Annotated in this window: 12 protein-coding genes; 5 read left to right on the top strand and 7 right to left on the bottom strand. The window is 45.1% G+C overall.

The annotated features are described in order from the left end of the window. Positions 1-818: 818 nt before the first annotated feature. Positions 819-1,823 (bottom strand): phosphoribulokinase, encoded by a 1,005-nt coding sequence (locus QUB64_RS04010; RefSeq protein ID WP_293144172.1) that lies wholly within the window; start codon positions 1,821-1,823, stop codon positions 819-821. Between the two features lie 666 nt (positions 1,824-2,489). Here QUB64_RS04010 and petH point away from each other — a divergent pair. The 4 genes from petH (at position 2,490) to QUB64_RS04030 (ending at position 7,370) form a co-directional block, all read left to right on the top strand. Beyond that, positions 2,490-3,695 carry a ferredoxin--NADP reductase gene (petH, locus tag QUB64_RS04015; protein ID WP_333267741.1) on the top strand — a complete coding sequence of 402 codons (1,206 nt, stop codon included), beginning with the start codon at positions 2,490-2,492 and terminating at the stop codon, positions 3,693-3,695. A gap of 351 nt (positions 3,696-4,046) precedes the next feature. Further along, positions 4,047-4,844 carry a Uma2 family endonuclease gene (locus QUB64_RS04020; RefSeq protein WP_333393967.1) on the top strand — a complete coding sequence of 266 codons (798 nt, stop codon included), beginning with the start codon at positions 4,047-4,049 and terminating at the stop codon, positions 4,842-4,844. A gap of 264 nt (positions 4,845-5,108) precedes the next feature. Then, the gene (locus QUB64_RS04025) at positions 5,109-6,425 is read left to right on the top strand and encodes a homoserine dehydrogenase (RefSeq protein ID WP_333267744.1); all 1,317 of its coding nucleotides are present in this window, start codon (positions 5,109-5,111) and stop codon (positions 6,423-6,425) included. Between the two features lie 108 nt (positions 6,426-6,533). Continuing rightward, positions 6,534-7,370 carry a hypothetical protein gene (locus QUB64_RS04030; protein WP_333267746.1) on the top strand — a complete coding sequence of 279 codons (837 nt, stop codon included), beginning with the start codon at positions 6,534-6,536 and terminating at the stop codon, positions 7,368-7,370. Here QUB64_RS04030 and QUB64_RS04035 read toward each other — a convergent pair. The 6 genes from QUB64_RS04035 to QUB64_RS04060 form a co-directional block, all read right to left on the bottom strand. Next, on the bottom strand, positions 7,367-7,864 hold the full coding sequence (locus QUB64_RS04035; RefSeq protein ID WP_333267748.1) for a hypothetical protein: 498 nt from the start codon (positions 7,862-7,864) through the stop codon (positions 7,367-7,369). The genes QUB64_RS04030 and QUB64_RS04035 overlap by 4 nt on opposite strands. 240 nt (positions 7,865-8,104) lie before the next feature. Further along, entirely contained in the window at positions 8,105-8,989 is an 885-nt protein-coding gene (locus tag QUB64_RS04040; protein ID WP_333267750.1) for a PhzF family phenazine biosynthesis protein, read from the bottom strand. Positions 8,990-9,247: 258 nt separating this feature from the next. Further along, on the bottom strand, positions 9,248-10,795 hold the full coding sequence (locus QUB64_RS04045) for an anthranilate synthase component I family protein (RefSeq protein ID WP_333267752.1): 1,548 nt from the start codon (positions 10,793-10,795) through the stop codon (positions 9,248-9,250). 20 nt (positions 10,796-10,815) lie between these two features. Further along, positions 10,816-11,676, bottom strand: a complete 861-nt coding sequence (locus QUB64_RS04050) for a GNAT family N-acetyltransferase (protein WP_333267754.1) — start codon at positions 11,674-11,676, stop codon at positions 10,816-10,818. Positions 11,677-11,981: 305 nt separating this feature from the next. Further along, on the bottom strand, positions 11,982-12,407 hold the full coding sequence (locus QUB64_RS04055) for a photosystem I reaction center subunit II PsaD (RefSeq protein ID WP_333267756.1): 426 nt from the start codon (positions 12,405-12,407) through the stop codon (positions 11,982-11,984). A 294-nt stretch (positions 12,408-12,701) separates the two neighbouring features. Next, entirely contained in the window at positions 12,702-13,202 is a 501-nt protein-coding gene (locus QUB64_RS04060; RefSeq protein ID WP_333267758.1) for a peptidoglycan-binding domain-containing protein, read from the bottom strand. Between the two features lie 1,454 nt (positions 13,203-14,656). On the opposite strand from QUB64_RS04060, the gene QUB64_RS04065 reads away from it, so the two are divergent. After that, entirely contained in the window at positions 14,657-20,539 is a 5,883-nt protein-coding gene (locus QUB64_RS04065; RefSeq protein WP_333267760.1) for an AAA family ATPase, read from the top strand. Positions 20,540-20,611 lie beyond the last annotated feature (72 nt).

The raw sequence follows: 20,611 nt of genomic DNA on the forward strand, positions 1-20,611 counted from the left end.
CGGGCCGCAGCGTTTCCCTTAGCCTTTGGGGCGATCGAGCTGACGCACCCGGAGGGCCTCGTTAGTTAATGAATTGGTGAATAAGCTGTTACGCATTTAAAATAGTATTGTAGGGTGCCACGGGCCGCAGCGTTTCCCTTAGCCTTTGGGGCGATCGAGCTGACGCACCCGGAGGGCCTCGTTAGTGGTTTAAATGCGTAACAGCTTACCTCATCTTTGGGAGGGCCGCTATAGATAATTCAAGAAAGTAGAACTTCCCTCAATCAAGCCTGAAAAACATTTGTAAACTCTCTATTATCAAACACTCTACCCTAACTCTGTATGCTTGGATTAACGCTTTTTTACGAATCTCATCTGACGATTTCATAGGCAATACAGGCATTTTTTTAAATTCCGATATTTCGGAAATGAATTGTATAGCAACCGCCACATCGGTTAGGACAGAAATAAACTCATGAATAGATTCCTGACCCCTCCAGCATAAGCGGTTTGATTTGGTTGCCACAACTGTCACTTGTCTACTGTCAACTGTCAACTGCTATATTATGCCCTAACTCTTCTCTGCCCCAAAATCACCATAAAAAATTGGTTTAAAGCCTCTCCATTGTAGGAGAAATTAAAATCAGACGATTCATTACTCCAATCCTCTTCCTTCTAGGTAGAGGTCGCCCTCTACTGTCACTTGTCTACTGTCACTTGTCTACTGTCACTTGTCTACTGTCACTTGTCTACTGTCAACTGAATCACCGTCGGCCGTTCATTTCACCCACAAAAAAAAGAGGCGCACTCGCGCCTCTCAAATCTTTCATGTCAGAGTTCTAAACACTAACAGCAACTTTTGATTCTTTTGCAGTCAACTTCTCGTAAGTCGCCCGCATCTTCAATCCGACCAATACTTGGAACAAACCTGTTCCATTGTTGGAACCAGGATATTCGCGGTGTTGGAGTAACAGGTGAGTCAACTCGCCTTCGTATTTCGCAGAAGTCTTGCTCAAATGGCTTTCGATGTAAATCACTTCTTCGAGATTCTCGAACTGACCGTCTACTTCCAAAATCGAGACTTCGTGGCCGTAGAAAGCATCTGGCCCGTAGTACATCTTAATTCCAGGATAGGAACAAGTCAGTTTGCGGCCGCAAGGAATCCAGTTAATTGTCGAACCTTCGTCAAACAAATACGCAGGTTCAAAGTTGGCGATACCTTCGCGCTGGATCATTTGGACGCGCAGAACCTTCCGTTCTTTGTCATCTTTGATCAAGTTGGTCGGCAATACTTGAATTACCACGTCAGCATATTGCTTTTGTGGGTCGATGTAGGCTGTGAAATCCGGTTTGCGAGCATTGATCGCAAACAGCACGTCTTCGTAACGGTGGCCCCGTTCCGCCATGTCGCGCTGGATTTTCCAAGCAATTTTTACTTCGTCGCTGATGTCGAGGTAGACGCTGAAGTCGAGGAGATTTCTCACTCGCTCGTCGTACAGCGGATGCAACCCTTCTATCACAATCACGTGATTCGGCTCTACCCGCTCTGGAGGATCGAGCAGACCGGTTTCGTGGTTGTAAATCGGCTTGTCTATTCCCCGACCTTCTTTGAGGGCCTTCATTTGCTCGGCCATCAGGTCAAAATTGTTCGCTCTGGGGTCAAGGGCGGTAATCCCTGTTTCCTTGCGCTGCTTGCGATCGAGACAATGATAGTCGTCGAGGCAGATTACAGTCACGAAATCTTCCCCGAACAAATCTGTCAATCGGCGCAAAAAAGTAGATTTTCCGCAACCGGAGTCTCCGGCTACGCCAATTAAAACCACGCGATCCGGCTTACTGGTCATAGTTTCCCTCTAACAAAATCACTGTTTACTAAGTAACTGAAGTCTAGATTCCACAAAATTTCAGCCCGCAGGTAGCTACAAGCAGGCTTTCTGCGGGTTTGCTACCCCGAGAGGATCGAGCACTCACCAGCATACAGGAGTCAGTTGACTGCCTGCCCGGGAAGACCCAAGCAATCTTCAAGGCAAGAAATTAATACTAACTTTAGTGGTTAATCTTACCAGAATGCGTCCGCCCCCTACAAGCTCAACGTCATTTAGCTTAATCCTACTTTCAGCAAGACAGCATTTAAATTGTATATTTCAGCCGTAGGAAAAATCGTCAAATCCTGTCCCCATGGGATCGTCTCCCCATCGGACTATCTCGCGCTCTCCCCAAATCAGAACGAGTTATCGGGGCAGATCCCCCGATCGGGTAAAATATTGCCAGTACGCAGACAACAATAGCTATAGGTCAACACCTGAACGCAGCCGGGCCATGCCTTGCGGGGCGATCGGCTAATGGGGAATTAGAGGCAGAGCGATCTCAACTTGACACTCCCGCCTGCGCGGCGAGGCCCAAAGATTCGCGCGGGCAATTAGTCCAGGTGGCCTTAAGAAAAAAGTAAATTGAGTCTAACGTCACATTCTCTCTCTTTATAACTCTGTATCGTGAAGGACAAGCAACAAATGTACAGCCCAAGCATATCTGGTGTAGCTGCCAACTCAGAATCAGGCAGCCGCATCTTTGTTTACGAAGTGGAGGGTATGCGTCAGAGCAAAGCAACTGACCAAACAAGTCACCAGATTCGCAGTAGCGGCAGCGTGTTTATCTCCGTGCCCTACGATCGCATGAATCAGGAAATGCGCAGAATTGCTCGCATGGGTGGCAAAATCGTCAGCATCCGCCCCTCAAACGGCGCTCCCGAAACCAATGGCAAAGTTGCACCAGAAGCAGGGCTACAGAGTCAGAAATCTGGAGAAAAAACTAAGCCCATGACTCAAGCCAAAGAAAAAGTTCAGGTTCCTGTTAACCTCTACAAGCCGGCCAATCCCTATATTGGTAAGTGCATTTCTACAGAAGAATTGGTCAGAGAAGGCGGCGACGGCACAGTCCGCCACGTCAAATTTGACATTTCTGGTGGCAATTTGCACTATCTCGAAGGTCAAAGTATCGGGATTATTCCCGATGGGACTGATAAAAACGGTAAACCTCACAAAATTCGGCTTTACTCGATCGCCTCTACCCGTCACGGCGACGATGTAGATGACAAAACTGTCTCTCTGTGCGTCCGCCGGCTGGAGTACAATGACCCGAACAGTGGCGAAAGAGTGTTCGGCGTTTGTTCGACTTTTCTAACAGGTTTGCAGCCTGGGGATGATGTCAAAATCACCGGCCCGGTAGGCAAAGAAATGTTGTTGCCCGAAGACGAAGATGCCACCGTGATTATGATGGCTACTGGTACGGGTATTGCTCCTTTCCGAGCTTATTTGTGGCGGATGTTTAAAGAAAATAATCCAGATTACAAATTCAAAGGTTTAGCTTGGCTGTTCTTTGGAGTTGCTTACACTCCCAACATTCTTTATAAAGAAGAATTGGAGCAATTGCAGCGCGAATTCCCCGATAATTTCCGCTTAACTTATGCGATCAGCCGCGAGCAAAAAACTGAAGCCGGCGGTAAGATGTACATTCAAAACCGGATTCAAGAGAACGCAGACCAACTGTGGGAATTGGTTCAAAAGCCAAAAACTCACACTTACATCTGCGGTTTGAAGGGCATGGAAGGCGGCATCGATGAGGGAATGTCGGCTGCATCTAGCAAGCATGGCATTGACTGGGCTGGCTATCAGAAACAGTTGAAGAAAGAGCATCGCTGGCACGTTGAAACTTATTAATGTGTAGCTTGATTTAATTTGATTTGTAGGGCGGGCTTTGGCTCGCCCTATATTTTTTGAAACTGTTTGAATTTTTGAGTAATACCAATTTAAAGAAATATTGCAGAATCAGAAATTAGACATTTTCACCTGTAGGGAAACGGCACTGCCGTGTCCGGCCGAGAGTTATGACGCGAGGACAGATAATTTATATACGGTTTCACCTGTAGGGAAACGGCACTGCCGTGTCCGGCCGAGAGTTATGACGCGAGGACAGATAATTTATATACGGTTAATAACCGTAGCAGCTTATTCACCCAATACAAGTGTAAAATATACAGTAAGCTCACCGAAAAAGGGGGATAACTGAACATGGTTATAACTTCTACCCAAAAACTCACCTTTGAAGAATATCTGAACTATCAGGGAGAGTCAGGTGTTTGTTATGAATTATATCGGGGCAATCTAATCGAAATGCCAACACCTACAGCCATACATATCAAAATTTGCGAATTTTTGGTTTACCAGTTCCGGCGCTTCTTTGCAACACACAACCTACCTCTTGTTGCAATTGTGACTACCGCAGTGCGAACTGAGGAAAACTCTTCCCGCATTCCTGATGTGGTAATTTGCACTCAGAGTCTGTGGGAACAAGTCTGCGCGCAACCTGGTTCCGCAGTGCTGGACTTTGAAGAAAAACCGCTGTTAGTTGTCGAAGTTACCAGTCAAAATTGGCGGGACGACTACATTCGCAAACGGGCAGAATATGACTTAATTGATATCCCTGAATATTGGATTGTAGATCCCACTCGACCTAAAATACGAGTATGCAGCCGTCCCGAAAATGAAAGCAGTTATTCTCATCAGGAATTTTTGCCGGGAGAGCAAGTTCAATCTGTGCAGTTCGCTGAATTTATTTTATCGGTGAATGAAGTGCTAGATCCGCCCCTAGTAGAAGCTTTAATTCGAGAAGAAGAAGAACAGCTTCAGCAACTAGGACAGCAAAATGTGCAACTCGAACAGCAAAATGTGCAACTCGAACAGCAAAATGTGCAACTCGAACAGCAAAATGTGCAACTCGAACAGCAAGTGATTGCAGAAAGGCAGCGCGCCGAAATATTGGCGCAACAGCTCCGAGATTTGGGTGTAGAGATGGATACAGAACTTTAAATTGCTATTCAAAGTCTGGATGAATTAGTCAGATAGTGTCCGCAGAAAACTATCCCAATCAAATTGGTTTGTAGTAAGGACTTTAGTCCTCAAATTATGCGGACTAAAGTCCTCACTACGAACCGTTTTTATTACGAGTGATTGACCGGATATGATATGATATAGAGTCTGACTTTTTAAAGAAGTCGAGCCTGTGGGTACTCTGTGAATGCCCGGTTGTCATACAATGATGGTAGATTAAGTGATTTTCTACGGGTCAAAGTCGTGGCTTTCAAAATTGGTTTGCTAGGTTTAGGTACAGTTGGCGCGGGAACAGCAGAGATTTTGCTCTCTCCAGACGGCCGCCATCCGCTGTTACAGGAATTGGAAATCTATCGGGTGGGAGTGCGCGATATTTCTCGAACTCGGTCTTTACAATTGCCAGAAAATGTGCTGACAACTGACCTAGAGGATCTCGCCACTGACCCGGAAATTGATATTGTAGTAGAACTGATTGGCGGATTGGAACCGGCGCGATCGCTCATTCTGCAAGCGATCGCCAACGGGAAGCACGTAGTCACCGCCAACAAAGCAGTTATCGCCCGCTACGGTAATGAAATCTTCGACGCTGCTAACGAAAAAGGCGTTTACGTAATGCTAGAAGCCGCTGTCGGCGGCGGCATTCCAGTCATTCAAACCCTCAAACAATCTTTAGGTGCAAACCGCATCAAAAGTGTTACCGGCATCGTTAATGGCACAACTAATTACATCCTGACGCGGATGCAGACAGAAGGTGCAGACTTTGCCGAAGTGCTCAGGGACGCTCAGCAATTAGGTTATGCTGAAGCTGACCCGACAGCGGATGTAGGTGGATTAGATGCGGCTGATAAAATTGCTATTTTAGCCTCGCTGGCTTTTGGCGGGCGCATCAAATTAGCAGATATTCACTGCGAAGGTATCACGCAAGTTAGCGCGGCTGATATTGACTACGCCGACAAGCTGGGATTTGTAATTAAATTGTTGGCTATTGCTACAGAAACCAGCAAAATTTCCGCGCAAAATGGAGATGCAGAAGGGGAACTTCTCTCGATTCGGGTGCATCCTACTTTTGTCCCGAAAGCTCATCCGCTGGCGAGTGTTAACGGGGTTTATAACGCAATTTTAGTCGAAGGAGATGCGATCGGGCAATTGATGCTTTACGGACGCGGTGCGGGGGCTGGGCCGACTGCGAGTGCGGTGGTATCGGACATTTTGAATGTGGCGGCTATCTTGAAAACCGAAACTGTGCCGATTCCCCATCCTTTGCTGAGTTGCTCTCACCAACATTACTGCAAAATTGCCGAAATGCAGGAACTTGTGACTCGGTTTTACGCGCGTTTTCTGACGCGGGATACTCCGGGGGTAATTGGCAAACTCGGCACTTGTTTCGGGAACTACAAGGTGAGTTTGGAATCAATTGTGCAAACGGGAATTCACGGCGATTTAGCAGAAATTGTTGTGGTGACTCACGATGTTCGGGAAGGGAATTTTCAGCAAGCGCTCGATGAAATTCGGGCGATGGAAGCAGTCGATAGTATTGCGAGCACGTTGCGAGTTTTGTAAGAATTCCACCAGGTTCGTAGTGAGGACTTTAGTCCTTCTTCTTGCGGACTAAAGTCCTCACTACGAACCATTTTTAGAGCTTTTTTAGTTTAGTATGGATCAATAAACTTGGATTTTGTCGATCGCCCTACAGGAAGGCACTTGCTAGATTCCCTCTACGAAAAGTTTGCCAAACCCCAACTCCACGATACTGAGGAGCCCAGCAATCCGTCAATTTATGTTCGGCACGAATCGGGGCAAGTTGTTGATGGAAATTATACCATAGAAAAAGTCTTTGAAGACATTCGCACTGGTTTTTATGCTGAAAGTCGCCTTCCGGTTTCTGGGAATAATCCGCCCGTGCTCGTGATTCGCGGATACGGTTCGTGGTATCCTTTCGATCGCGTTTTGGAAGATACGCCCGATGTATTTATGGCAAAAGTACAACGCCAGTTAAAAGCGGCGGAAACTGTAGGCGCTATAGATTGGCTTAAACAGCAATTTCGCAGCGGAAGTCCGGCGGATGTCATCGGAGAAAGTTTGGGCGGCAAGGTTGCTCAACAGATTGTAGCAAAATACCCGGATTATTTGCGATCGACTTTAACGTTTAATTCTTTGGGCGTTGCGGAAAAGTTAGCTCAAACTTGCACCGCTAAGAATGTTTTTCACTACTTTACTTTAGGCGAAAGGTATGCTTTCTGGGCAAATGGAGGCGATTACATACCGGGAACAGTTTTGATAATTTCCCAGAAAGGGAAAAACTGGTGGTATAAAATCGAAGAGGCGATCGTCCGCATGGCTCATTTTGAACGCAAGTTTCGCAAAAGGCGAGTCCTGGTGGTAATATTGGCTCAGTGGCTGTTGTTGAATCGGCATAATGCGATCGTCCTCAACCAGAAAAAGCCGGTAGTCGTTGAGATCGATCGCGCGCAACTGCAAATTTTCCGAAAAAACCGCTTTACCTAAACGCCTACCAAAGCCTTTGATACCGCCGATGGCTGATTTTCTCGTGCTGCGGCGGCGAGTACCAGACAAAGCGCTGCGATCGCTTTTTCCCACTCTTTCTTGACGGCGGTGGGTTGAACCTCATCAAAGGCGCCAACTAACCGAGGAATCGATCGCTCTAATGCTTTGCTGGGAATCGATTTGTGCATCTCAACTAGATGAGTTAAACTTTCTTGATTTTTCAGAAAACCAACTACCCATTTTGTGGCATGATCGGGACTGTCCGGGACATTTGTAATTCTTAATTCAGTTTGCAACCAGTCATAAAAAGCTGGGAGTTTTTGGGATAAAACAGCGCCAGCAGTTGGCAAAGTTTCTTTGAGCAAACCAGTATCCAGACTTCCCAACAGTTGATTTAATTCCGGTGAATCTAGCAAGCTGGTTAATGGAAGTGCAAGCAGGGCTTCGGAATCGTCAGGGGATAAATTTAAAGTGCGCGAAAATGTTGGTAACATTGGAAAGTATTTAGTAGAGATGATGCTTTCACTATGCCAGTAACGCACAGCAATGAATATGAGCTACCTCATATTAGCTGAATTGGTTCGTAGTGAGGACTTTAGTCCGCAGCAAAGAAGGACTAAAGTCCTGACTACGAACCTAGAGCTGAATTGGTTCGTAGTGAGGACTTTAGTCCGCAACAAAGAAGGACTAAAGTCCTCACTACGAACCTATATATGAACCTGTATTTGACGATTTTAAATAAATTCTCCTTTCGCTACCATCACCACTTTACCTCCGACCAAAATTTCTATTTCTTCCTGATTTTTTTCTGCTTTCAACAACAGCAGTGAAGGTCTACCAATCTCATAACCTTGTTCGACTCTGACATCAATCTTTGATTCCCCACAATAAGTATATTCTACCAAATATCCAGCTAAACAGCCATTGGCACTCCCCGTTGCTGGATCTTCTGGAATTCCTAAGGAATGGGCGAAAACTCGGACGTTTAAATCATTAATGTCGCTGTAAGTTTCTGGACAAAATATTAAAATTTCTTTGGCTTCTGTGGTATTGATTAGTTCAAAATATTTGTCTAAGTTGACTTTGGCTTTTTTGAGCGATGCCAGGGTTTTCAGCGGTACAATTATAAACGGTACTCCGGTAGAAACTTCTTGAATCGGAAATCTAGAATCAATTTCATCGAGTTCTAAATTTAGGACGCTGGCGAGACTTTCGGCTGATAAAACTTGACCGAATGTTGGCGGCTTTTGTCGCATCCACAAGATATCTGCGGCTTCGTTGCGATAATTAAAGGTGACTGGAATTTGACCAACGGCTAAATTGAGAATTACCCGATCGACCTTTTGGCCAATTATCTCTTGTTGTAACACAAACGCCGTCCCCAGCGTCGGATGGCCGGCAAACGGCAATTCCTTCTTGGGCGTGAATATCCGCACGTCGTAGCCGTTATTTCGCGATTCGGGCGATCGAATAAACGTGGTTTCCGAATAATTGATTTCCTTTGCTATCAGCAGCATTTGGGCTTCGGAGAGCTCCGCAACTCCCGCGCCGCAAAACACAGCTAGCTGATTGCCTGCATATTTTGACTCGGCAAATACGTCAACTATATAAAAATTCATATTTCTCTCTTTCAACAATGGTTTGCAGTCAGGACTTTATATCCATTAGTGTCAACTTAAGACTAAAAACCATTTGTATCTCTCGTTTATAGCCGAGTCTCGATCCCCCCTAGCCCCCCTTAAGAAGGGGGGAACCGGAGCGATCTCAAAGTCCCCCTTCTTAAGGGGGATTTAGGGGGATCTGGCCTCGGCTATAAACAAGAGATCAAAAGGGTGTTAAGCAATTGTTGACACCAATGCTTTAGTCCTCATAAGTTGCTACTTCAAACAGCGAATAGCCTGCAACATACCCCTGGCTTTATTGAGAGTTTCTTCATACTCCATATCCGGATTAGAATCAGCCACCAAACCAGCACCAGCTTGCACAGAAACCGAATGTTTATCGCCTCCCTGAGAACGAACAATCATAGTCCGAATTGTAATCGCACTATTCAACTGTCCCTCAAAATCATAATACCCGTAAACCCCAGAATACGGGCCGCGACGGCAACCTTCCAACTCGTGCACAATTTCCATCGCCCGAATCTTGGGAGCACCGCTAACCGTACCCGCAGGAAAACCAGCTTTCAACAAATCCCAAGCTGTCTTATCTTCAGCCAATTCTCCGATTACATTGCTCACAATGTGCATCACATGAGAATAACGCTCAATTCCCATCAATTCATCAACTTTTACAGTACCGCTGCGGCACACTCTGCCTAAATCATTTCTGCCCAAATCAACTAACATCACGTGTTCCGCAATTTCCTTCGGATCTTGCAACAATTCCGCAGCCAAAGCATCATCTAATTCTGGAGTTGCACCTCGGCGGCGGGTTCCAGCAATCGGCCGCAAAGTTGCCATCTTTTTGCCGTCAGCCGTATTTTCGGCTTTCACCATAATCTCGGGACTGGAACCGATAATCTGCCAATCTCCAAAATTGAAATATGCCATGTACGGAGAAGGATTGATCAGGCGCAAAGAGCGGTAAAGTGCAAAAGGATCGCCGCTGTATTCTGCTTCCAGCCGCTGCGAAATCACTACCTGAAAAATATCTCCGGCTTTGATATAATCCTTGGCTTTCAATACATTTTCACAATACTTGTCACGGCTGGTATTGCTGCTGTAAGCTAATTCTGTATTTTCAGTTGTGGAACTGGCATCTTGCCCGTAACTCGGCGGAGTCCATTCTATCAGAGTAGATTGTTGTGAAAGCGGCGATTTCAGTTTATCAACTAACTGAGAAACCCGATCGCACGCCACCCCATAGGCCTGGGCCAAATCAACGCCAGTCTCGCGCAAATCCGCATAGGCGACGGCCCAAATTTTCCGCTTCACCTGGTCAAAAATCAGCAAATTATCAACCTGCATCCACAACCCATCCGGCAAATCATTCTCGCCCGCTGGATGCACCGGTACTCGCGATTCTATCCACTTAATTAACTCATAACCCCAAAAACCGAATAACCCGCCGATTCCCGGCGGTAACTGCGGCAATTTCACCGGTTTGTAAGGCTGCAAACACTCGGTTAAAGCGGCAAACGGATCGCCCGTAAATACTTTTTGAGAACCGTCGCGGTAAACTTGAGTTGTACGATCGCCCCTAGCCTCCAAAATCCACAACGGATCGCACCCTAACAAACTATAACGCCCAACCTTCTCCCCGCCTTCCACCGACTCCAGCAGAAAACTGTAGGGTTGACCGGCACAAACCCGATACCACGCAGATACAGGCGTATCCAAATCAGCCACCCATTCTTGATACACGGGTACAAAATTGCCTTGTTTCGCCAGTTCCGAAAATTGTGAGAAATCGGGAAATATCATATACTAACTTTGCTATACAATCAATAAACAAAAGACGGAAACCAACATCCTTCCGGCGATTGGTACTCGCCAACTGCCATCACCGCCATCGGTTTGACGGCGCGCAGCCCTTCTTTCAAGCACCACCGAAACAAACTTGCATATCTCAGCGGCAAGTGAAAAGCTAGCATTTCTTCGGAACTGTACGCAGCAGCCCCCAAGAGCAAAACCTGCATATCTGTCTCGGTTTCGGCGATGCTGTGACCCAAAGTGGACACCGCACAAGTATAAGCCACAATCCGACGTTGCTGGTAAGTAACCAAGGGAAAAAGGTGATTCAGGGCGTATTCAATCTCGGAAGTTCGATCGCACCCACAGACTTTTTCGCACAAAGCCGCGCATTCGCCAACATCCTCACTAGCCATCGGCCGTACCTCAAACCCATACTGTGGCGGGCTGTGAAACTTCCCCTCCATTAACACGAAAGGTTCCTTCACCTCAAAACCCAGAGAAGCGTACAGCGACAGCGAAGCCATGTTGAAAGATTCTTGCACCAAACGGATGCCCAGAGCGTCTTTTCCCCGTTCCAGTAAGGCTTTCATGATTTCCCGCCCTGCGCCGCGGCCTTGAAAAGTGCGATCGACACCCACAGGCCCGATACCGCGAATCGGGTTGCGTTCGTCCATAAAACCGCAGCCGACAACCGCACCGTCACTCTCGGCTACAACGCCGAAATATGACGGATTTTCGATCAGAAGGCCAATAATTTCGGTTGAAAACTCCTGCGTCGGAAAATCTGTAGGGAATTGATGGCGATCGGAAATATCTTTAAAAGCTTGATAATTAATGCGAGCGCAAGCATCGATATCAGAAATCTGCGATCGCCTGATTGCGACATTCATTTTTAATTTAACGATTAATTCTTAATTATATTGGAAGTTGGCAGTATAGCTGAGTCCTGCCCTTTGCTGCCCAATTAACCCTAAAAACCTTTGTATTCTCGCTTTGATCCGAGTCCCGATCCCCCTCAATCCCCCGGATAGTCGGGGGAGGAAAGAGAATGCTCTTGTCCTATCCTTTTTTAAGAAGGAGACGAAAGAGAATGCTCCTGTCCCCCCCGACTATCGGGGGGCTAGGGGGGATCAGTCTTAACTGAGTCCCAAATAAGCAATATTACTTATGTTTTGCTCAGCAATAGAGCGATCGCTTAAGGATCGTAGGTCTTCTTACCTGTGAACTTCACCTTGATCGGATTGGGATTGCTGCCAATATTGCGAGGGACACTACCATTAGCAACACGACCTTCGTTCACCTTCTCAGGGAACACGCCATCCTTGGGATGCAGGTACTCAGTAGAACCGTCAGGAAAAACGCGGTAAATTTTGTAGTTCGAGATTTTGAATTTCGCCCGCAGTTGCTGGCCGCCCAAAGCGATACACTGCTCTTTCCGAGGCAGATACAGCAAGTTGTCGCCTTGACGCATAATCGCAGCGCCACCTGTAGGCATTTCAAACACCTGCTCCTTGGGGCTAGTCCAAGTGATAGCATACTTCTCTTCAACTAGCGCCTTTGTCAGCAAGCCGCCGGTGCTGCCGCCGAAGAGAGGAGGTTGTCCAGTCAGTTCTTCTGCCATAGATATATCCAAAGGATTTTTACGGCATCCTATCATCAAGGCTGTACGCTGTTCTCAAAATTGTAAGGAAAATTAACAGTTTTTTGGCGCTCGATCTTTTATGATAATTGCTAATTAGTATTTAATAATTGATAATTGGGATTTTTCACCAAAGTTATAAAATAGAATTCTATCTTCACAAATCCCGAAAAAACAATCAAAAAAATAGGAATGCTTCGGGTGCGCTATAAGCACCCGAAGCATCGCACATTCCCCCAATTCCCCACACACACACATCGCACAATTTACCGCAGCCTAAGTCAAGAACCAATTCGGGTCATAGCCGCGCGGAATTTGACTCAAAGCAGTCCAAGTTTCTTGGTTGACAATCCCGTCGGCCTTCATCCCAAAGCTTTTCTGAAATGCGCGCACAGCCTTCTGGGTCAAAGTAGAAAATTGGCCGTCAATTTGGCCGCCATAGTGCTTGGAAATCTTGAGAACTTCCTGAACAGTAGTGACTGCTTCCCCAGAACTGCCCAATTTAAGTACCGGCATATTCACAGGAGCTTCAGTATAAAGCGCCTCCCAAGTCAGCGGCCCCACAATGCCGTCCGGCGACAAGAAAACCCGAAACTGAAACAGTTTCACGGCAAATTCAACTGATGAGTTAAAAATTCCTTTAGCAGGTTGCCGGTAAACCCGCAACTTGGTTAGCAGTTGTTCGAGTTCCAATACCGCTTGACCTTGAGCACCTAATTGCAGTTGCGGCTTGTTGGCGATAGCTTGGGTAGATTTCATCTTGGTTGTAGGTGACATAATCGATTTTCCTTGAGGTTTGAGTATTCTTCTGCCACAAAACCTTTTCCGGGCGAAATATTGGCATCCTCAACTTTTCACGAATCAACACTGGCGCCCCCAATGTCTCAACAGATTCGATCGACTTTTACCGCCTCAAGAGGCGTGCACCTTCCGACTTCATTCTCGCAAGCATCCCTAGGGCCAAACCCTAAATTTTGCCGAAAAACCGGGTTTAAGAGGGCAAACGCATCCTGAATCTGCTTTGATACTTTCGATCCTAAGGCCCAACACCGCCGGGCTGCATCACCTGTAAGACCTATCTCACAGGGTGAGGGTGAGTCGATTTTCCATTTTTAGATTTGAGATTAAAGAATTGAATAATTTTAGATTTACCAGAAAAAATCGGTTTAAAGCCCGCCCGCCCGATCGGGAGAAATTAAAAGAAGACGATTCATTACTCCAATCCTCGGACTTCCTTTGTCAAGTGCCCTCAAGCGGTCACAGGTCAAGCGGTCACAGGTCAACTGAATCCACAGATTAATCACCGGAGCCCGAACCAGAGTCTAAAATTTTGGGATCTTCACTCTGAGTGTCGGAAACTTGTATCCGTTTTTTGGGCGGGGTGAGAGGGGGTGTGGCAGCGGAGGCTGGTTTGGCTGTGAAAATTTTTCTGTGCTATCGTGCATCGATCGACAGTCGATCGCGAATTAAATAATTTACACAAGTTTGTGGGACGGGCTACAAGAGCCCATCCCACAAGAACCATCAAATTGTAAGTTATTTAATTCTCATTCCTAACTCGATCGAGACTTACGCCCTGAGACGCTCAGAAACCCGGTTTTTTAACTGGGTTTCTGGGTTTTAACCAACTATTTTCCTTAAAAAACCGAGTTTTTACGCAATTATTGTGAATTTGCGCCGGCCGCCGCCTACAAAAAGAGTTTTTAGCTAAGTAATGTCCGCAGCGTGCAGTCTAAAATAATCTTTCACACGTAAGTAATGTGCGAGCCCCTGCACCCTACAATAAAATTTTGTAAGTAAGTCAAGTGCGCCTTACTTACCTATAAAAACCAGGTATTTCTGTGATTTTTTGTTGGGTCAAGCAATCTCCCAATTCTGCGATTGCTTTCCCCAACTCGCCATCACCAGCTATTTATCTACTCCCTCACTTTTATTATTAAAGTTTGATAAACTAATTTACAACGCTAGGCGCGATGTTGTAAGATTTCATTAAAAGCCTGTAACACTTCCACAGGAGGAAGGAAAAATCAAGGGTTGCAATTTCTCGGTCGCTCGACCTCTTTTAAAGAAACACCTGTAAATACGTAAGTAATTTTAAAATTGTGCGATCTATGGATACATCGCTCCAAGCTGCTTGTTGGCCCAGCGGCGATCGCCCGCCATTCATCTGGGTTCCATATGTGCCATTCTAGAATAGGGAATTGATTGATAATCTACTAGGAAAATCAACTATGCTGCCAGCTTCAGGGATTTCTGGTTACAACTTACAAGAACTCATTCACCAAGGAACTAACACAGTTATTTATCGGGCAATATCGACAGCAGACAAACAGTTAGTCATTCTAAAAGTCTTAAACACAGACTGTCCCACCCTAGAACAGAGTGCCAGTTTAAAACACGAATATCAAATCACAAAACATCTCGACTCTGAATATGTCATCAAAGTCTATCGACTCGAAATTAATCATTTTTCTTTAGTGTTAGTATTAGAAGATATCGGAGGGCTATCCCTGAAATTTTGGCTCAAAATCCTAGCAGATAAACCAGAATTATTCGGGCGCGAAACCGAAACTTCAGCAGCGAATGCCACCAATTACCCATTATCCCTTACCGAATTTTTCAACACAGCCCTGCCCTTGGCAAAAGCTTTAGTATTCCTGCATCAAAATCAAATCATCCATAAAGACATTAAGCCGCATAACATTATCATAAATCCCCAAACAAAGCAAGTAAAACTTGCTGATTTTAGCATCGCTTCCCAGTTAAGAAAAGAACAGCCCGACTTAAAAAATCCCCATCGCCTAGAAGGAACCCTGGCCTATATGTCTCCGGAACAAACCGGGCGCATGAACCGTTCCATCGACTACCGCACTGATTTCTACTCTCTCGGCGTCACCTTTTACGAATTGCTGACAGGACGATTACCATTTACCAGCAGTGACCCCTTAGAAATGGTATACTGTCACATAGCCAAACAACCCCTTTCCCTGCAACAATTAAACCCACAAATCCCCCCTATTTTGACCAAAATTGTGGCAAAACTCATGGCAAAAAATGCCGAAAATAGGTATCAAAGTGCCACAGGATTGTTAGCGGATTTAGAACGCTGTCAAAATCAAATCAATAATTCAGGGACAATTTCCAACTTTATTCCCGGAGAACTCGATGCCCTGAGTCAGTTGTCAATTCCTCAGAAACTCTACGGACGAGAAACCCAAATAGCAGAACTATTAGAAGTATTCGATCGCGCCTGCAAAGGCAGCAGTGAAATTGTCCTAGTAAGCGGCTATTCCGGCATCGGCAAATCTGCATTAGTTCATGAAATTGTCCGCGATATAACGCGGCAGCGCGGCTATTTCATTTCCGGTAAATTCGACCAGTTTAAACGGAATGTTCCCTACGCTTCTTTTACTCAAGCTATGGGCAATTTCGTGCAGCAAATTTTGATGGAAAGCCCAACTCAGCTAGCAGCATGGCGACAAACACTACTAAACGCTTTGCAGAAAAATGCTCGAATTGCGATCGATGCCATTCCCGAGTTACAATTAATTTTGGGCGAGCAACCTCCCGTACCCGAACTCGGTGCTATTGAATCTCAAAACCGCTTCAACCGAGTCATGCAGAAGTTTGTCCAAGCAATTGCCACCGCCGAACATCCGTTGGTGATATTTCTCGATGACTGTCAGTGGATGGATGCTGGAACCATCAATTTGTACCAACACAATTGCATGGGAGAAAACTCTTACTTGCTGGTTATTCTTGCTTATCGAGATCGTGAAGTAAGTCCAACGCATCCCTTCATGCTGGTAAATGAGGCAATGAGGGCAACAGGAATTTCAATCGCAAATATTCACCTGGAACCTTTAGCAATTTATGATGTAAATCGATTAGTTTCTGACAGCTTGAACTGTTCTCCTAGAAAATCGGGATCTCTCAGTAAATTGCTAGTAGAAAAAACTCACGGCAATCCTTTATTTGTCAAGCACTTACTGCACTCATTGCATCAAAAAAAACTGCTGATTTATAACACTAAATTTGCCGAATGGGAGTGGGACACTCAGGAAATTCAGCACCAGAATATTTCCGAAAATGTGGTGGATTTAATGGTGCAAAAAATTCAACATTTGTCTGAGCCAACTCAGAAAATTTTACAGTTGGCTGCTTGTATAGACAACGAATTTAGTTTGGATATATTGTCAGTAGCGAGCGAACAATCTTTAACAAAGACAGCGCAAGATTTGTGGGAAGCGCTGGAAGTAGGGTTAATTTTGCCTGTAGGTGGCGCCTATAGAGTACCGCAAGTATTTGAGCAGCAGGAATTAGAAAATTTGGGTAAAATAGTCGGCAAAGTGCGCTACAAGTTTTTGCACGATCGGGTTCAACAAGCCGCTTATGTGATGATTCCTGACTCGCAAAAACAATCGGTTCACTGGAAGCTGGGACGTTTGTTGTTGCAAGGAAGTAATGAGGCCCAACGCCAAGAACTGATTTTTGATATTGTCAATCATTTGAACTTTGCTCGCGAGTTGATTGCTAATCCTGAAGAACTTTATCAATTAGCACAATTAAATTTACAAGCCGGTAAAACTGCCGCATCTGCTTCAGCTTTTGAAGATGCGCTTACTTTTTTCCAAGCGGGCTGCGATTGTTTGCCTGTCTCAAGTTGGCAAGATAATTATACATTGAGTTTCGCGCTACATTTAGAGCTGGGAGAAGCAGAATATTTAAATGGCAAGAATGATGCAGCTTTAGCAATTATTGACAGGATTCTGCCTCAAACTAATACTTTGTTAGAACAGTGTGCGATCGCAGAATTGAAAATAACTTGTCTGCGGATGAAGAATGACTTATCTGCTGCTTATCAGTTAGGGATTGAAACGTTAAATTCTTTGGGGGTTGAGATTGAACCGTACCCGGATGATGAATTTCTAGCCAGAGAATTAGCAGAGACGAAGAGGACGATCGGGCAATCGATCGATATATTAGCAGATTTACCCGAACTTACCGATCCGCTACAACTCGCTGCTCATCGGATTTTGAAAGAACTTTTCCCGATCGCCTATTTTACCAGTCCCAACGCTCAATATCTCTGCGCGATGAAGTTTGTACAGACGAGCATCCTATACGGAAATTCCCAACTTTCCGCCTTTGGTTACACTTTGTACGCCTTTACCTTGGTCAACAAATACCGCGAAATCAAGGCGGGCTGCGCCGCCGGAGAACTCTCGCTCAACCTCTACGAAGGCTGTGACAATAAAGAGTTAGGTACTTGTATTTTTCATATGTGGGGGGCTTTAACTTTACATTACATGAAATATATTGATGAGTGCAAGCCTTTTATGCTAAAAGCTTTCAATAGCGGTTTAGAAACAGGTGCTTATCAATGGTCGGGATATGCTTCGATTAATTATCTGTGGGTTTGCTTTTTTGGCAACGAATGTTTGAGCAAAACTACAGAAATTGCCGCTCAATTTATTCCCGTACTCTCAAAGGTCGATCGCAATATGCTAGCTTATCACTTGCTGACCAAAAATGCGATCGCCCAACTTACCAGCTCACCAGAAACCAACCCAGAGGCGGAAACCTTCATCGACGAACACCAGCTTTTACAATTTGCAAAATCCTCAGCCGATCTTACCACTGTTTTTGTCATTTATCTTTACAAGCTCACCCAGGCTAATTGGTTTGGCGAGGTCGATCGCGCCTTAGAATATGCTCTGACAGGCGCGGAATTTTTGAAAGGTGGTGCCGGTCATTTTGTCAACCCAGTTTTTCGGTTCCATCACGCGATCGCCCTAGCTGCTGCTTGCACAAACGCCAATGATACCGAGTACAAACTATACCGAAAACAGCTCAATCTTAGTCTGGAGAATTTTCGAGATTTGGCAGAACACTGTCCTGCAAACTATCTGCACAAATATTCATTAATTCAGGCAGAAATCGCCAGGTTGTCAGGAGACAGCCATACAGCAGCACAACATTATGATTGGGCGATCGCCTCCGCCCTCAAAAATGGCTTCGTCCAAAATGCTGCGCTAGCTAATGAATTAGCTGCGAGATTTTACCTAGCAGAAAATCGTGCCAATCTCGCCAAAATCTATCTCAACGATGCCCGCTTTTGCTATATCGAGTGGGGTGCAACCGCCAAAGTACATCAACTAGAACAATCTTATCCAGATTGGTTTAACAAAATCAGGGACGAGCGGATCACGATAAATACAACTGCGAGTACCGCCACTGATGCCAATATTTTTGATTTGAAAACAGTAATCAAAGCCTCTCAGGCTATTTCTAGCGAAATCGTCTTAGAAAACTTGTTAACAAAACTGCTGCATATTATTTTAGAAAATGCAGGTGCCCAAACCGGGTGCATTCTTTTGGAACGAGACGGATACTTATTCGTTGAAGTCTCGGATAGCGATCCGCAGAATTATGCAATATTTGAAGAATTGCACCCTGTCAAAAATAACTGCCAAGTGCCTCTTTCTATCGTCAACTACGTAGCCAGAACCCAGGAACCGCTGCTGCTGGTCGATGCGACGCAAGAAACACTTTATCAATTCGATACCTACATTCAACATCAGCAACCTAAGTCAGTTTTGTGTGTGCCAATTGTCTATCAAGGAAAGTCGATCGGTATAGTTTATTTAGAAAACAACTTAGTCGCTGGAGCGTTTACTCGCGAAGGCTTGACACTTTTGGAAATGCTGACAGCACAAGCAGCAATTGCCATTGCAAATGCGCGTTCCTACGCTAGCGAACAAGATAAATCCCGCCAGTTAGCTGAATCCCTAGAAAATCTGCAACAATCTCAAGCCGAACTCGCCCAAAAAGAAGAGGAGTACCGAACTATTTTTGATAGTGTAGCAGATGGACTTATTTTAATCGATTTGGAAACAGCAAAAATGGTGGCAGCAAACCCCATAGCCTGCGAAATTTACGGTTATTGTCTGGAAGAATTTTTGAGCTTAAGTATCTCAAGTGTCCTGCACCCTAACTACGTATATATCTTCGACGAGTTTATGACAACCATCAGCTCCCGACAAGAATTTTATTGTCAAGCTGTGGTGCGGCGCAAAGACGGTACAGAATTTGATCTTGAGGTAAGAGCAAAGTTTTTTGAATACAGAGGGAAACCCCATGCTTTGTCAGTGATTCGCGATATCAGCCAGCGCAAAGCAGCGGAACAAGCTTTACAAACATCAGAAGCTCAACTGAGAGACAAAGCTGAAAATTTAGAAGTCATACTAATCGAACTGCAACAAACTCAAGCGCAATTAGTTCAAACAGAAAAAATCTCGCAACTCGGACAACTGGTGGCTGGAGTAGCGCACGAAGTAAACAATCCTATTGGTTTTATTTCTGGGAACTTGCATCACATCCAAGAATATATTGATGATTTAATTAAGTTGGTGAATATTTATCAAGAAAAGTTTCCCGAACCGGGAGCAGAAATTGAAGAAGAAATTGCATCGATCGACCTAGAATATCTATTAGCCGACTTGCCGAAAACTACGGCGTCCATGAAGATGGGAATCGATCGCATCCGCGACGTTATGCAATCTCTGCGGAACTATTCCCGCACCGACAGTCAGGATAAAAGAGCAGTTGACATCCATGAAGGCCTGGAAACTACTTTAATGATTTTATCTCACCGCCTCAAGGCCAAGCACAACAGACCGGCCATTAAAATTATTAAACATTACGGTGATTTGCCACAATTCAAATGCCATCCGGGACAAATCAATCAAGTATTTATGAATTTGATTGCTAATGCGATCGATGCTTTGGAAGAATCCAATGCCGGAAAAACCTACGCAGAACTTGAACAAAATCCGAATACAATTATGATTTCTACGGTGGGTGTTTGCGAGCAAGAACCGGACATCATCGACACTATTGTGATTCAGATTGCTGACAATGGACTGGGAATGCCAGAATCAGTCATAGAAAAATTGTTTACGCCATTTTTTACAACTAAAGCAGAAGGTAAAGGTACGGGATTGGGACTGTCTATTTGCTATCAGATAGTCACTGAAAAACATGGAGGAACTTTGGAATGTTTGTCTTCGTTAGGAGGTGGGACAGAGTTTGTGATTAGTCTTCCTATGTAGTCAGTTGTCAGTTGTCAGTTGTCAGTTGTCAGTTGTCAGTTGTCATTAGTCAGTTGTCATTAGTCAGTTGTC

The sequence above is a fragment of the Microcoleus sp. Aus8_D2 genome (assembly GCF_036702665.1).
Lineage (GTDB): Bacteria > Cyanobacteriota > Cyanobacteriia > Cyanobacteriales > Microcoleaceae > Microcoleus.

What these genes read in the sequence shown, in the direction of transcription:
- QUB64_RS04055 (WP_333267756.1), bottom strand. Translation starts at nt 12,407, where the DNA reads ATGGCAGAAGAACTGACTGGACAACCTCCTCTCTTCGGCGGCAGCACC.
- QUB64_RS04060 (WP_333267758.1), bottom strand. Translation starts at nt 13,202, where the DNA reads ATGTCACCTACAACCAAGATGAAATCTACCCAAGCTATCGCCAACAAG.
- QUB64_RS04040 (WP_333267750.1), bottom strand. Translation starts at nt 8,989, where the DNA reads ATGAATTTTTATATAGTTGACGTATTTGCCGAGTCAAAATATGCAGGC.
- QUB64_RS04020 (WP_333393967.1), top strand. Translation starts at nt 4,047, where the DNA reads ATGGTTATAACTTCTACCCAAAAACTCACCTTTGAAGAATATCTGAAC.
- QUB64_RS04035 (WP_333267748.1), bottom strand. Translation starts at nt 7,864, where the DNA reads ATGTTACCAACATTTTCGCGCACTTTAAATTTATCCCCTGACGATTCC.
- QUB64_RS04045 (WP_333267752.1), bottom strand. Translation starts at nt 10,795, where the DNA reads ATGATATTTCCCGATTTCTCACAATTTTCGGAACTGGCGAAACAAGGC.
- petH (WP_333267741.1), top strand. Translation starts at nt 2,490, where the DNA reads ATGTACAGCCCAAGCATATCTGGTGTAGCTGCCAACTCAGAATCAGGC.
- QUB64_RS04050 (WP_333267754.1), bottom strand. Translation starts at nt 11,676, where the DNA reads ATGAATGTCGCAATCAGGCGATCGCAGATTTCTGATATCGATGCTTGC.
- QUB64_RS04065 (WP_333267760.1), top strand. Translation starts at nt 14,657, where the DNA reads ATGCTGCCAGCTTCAGGGATTTCTGGTTACAACTTACAAGAACTCATT.
- QUB64_RS04010 (WP_293144172.1), bottom strand. Translation starts at nt 1,823, where the DNA reads ATGACCAGTAAGCCGGATCGCGTGGTTTTAATTGGCGTAGCCGGAGAC.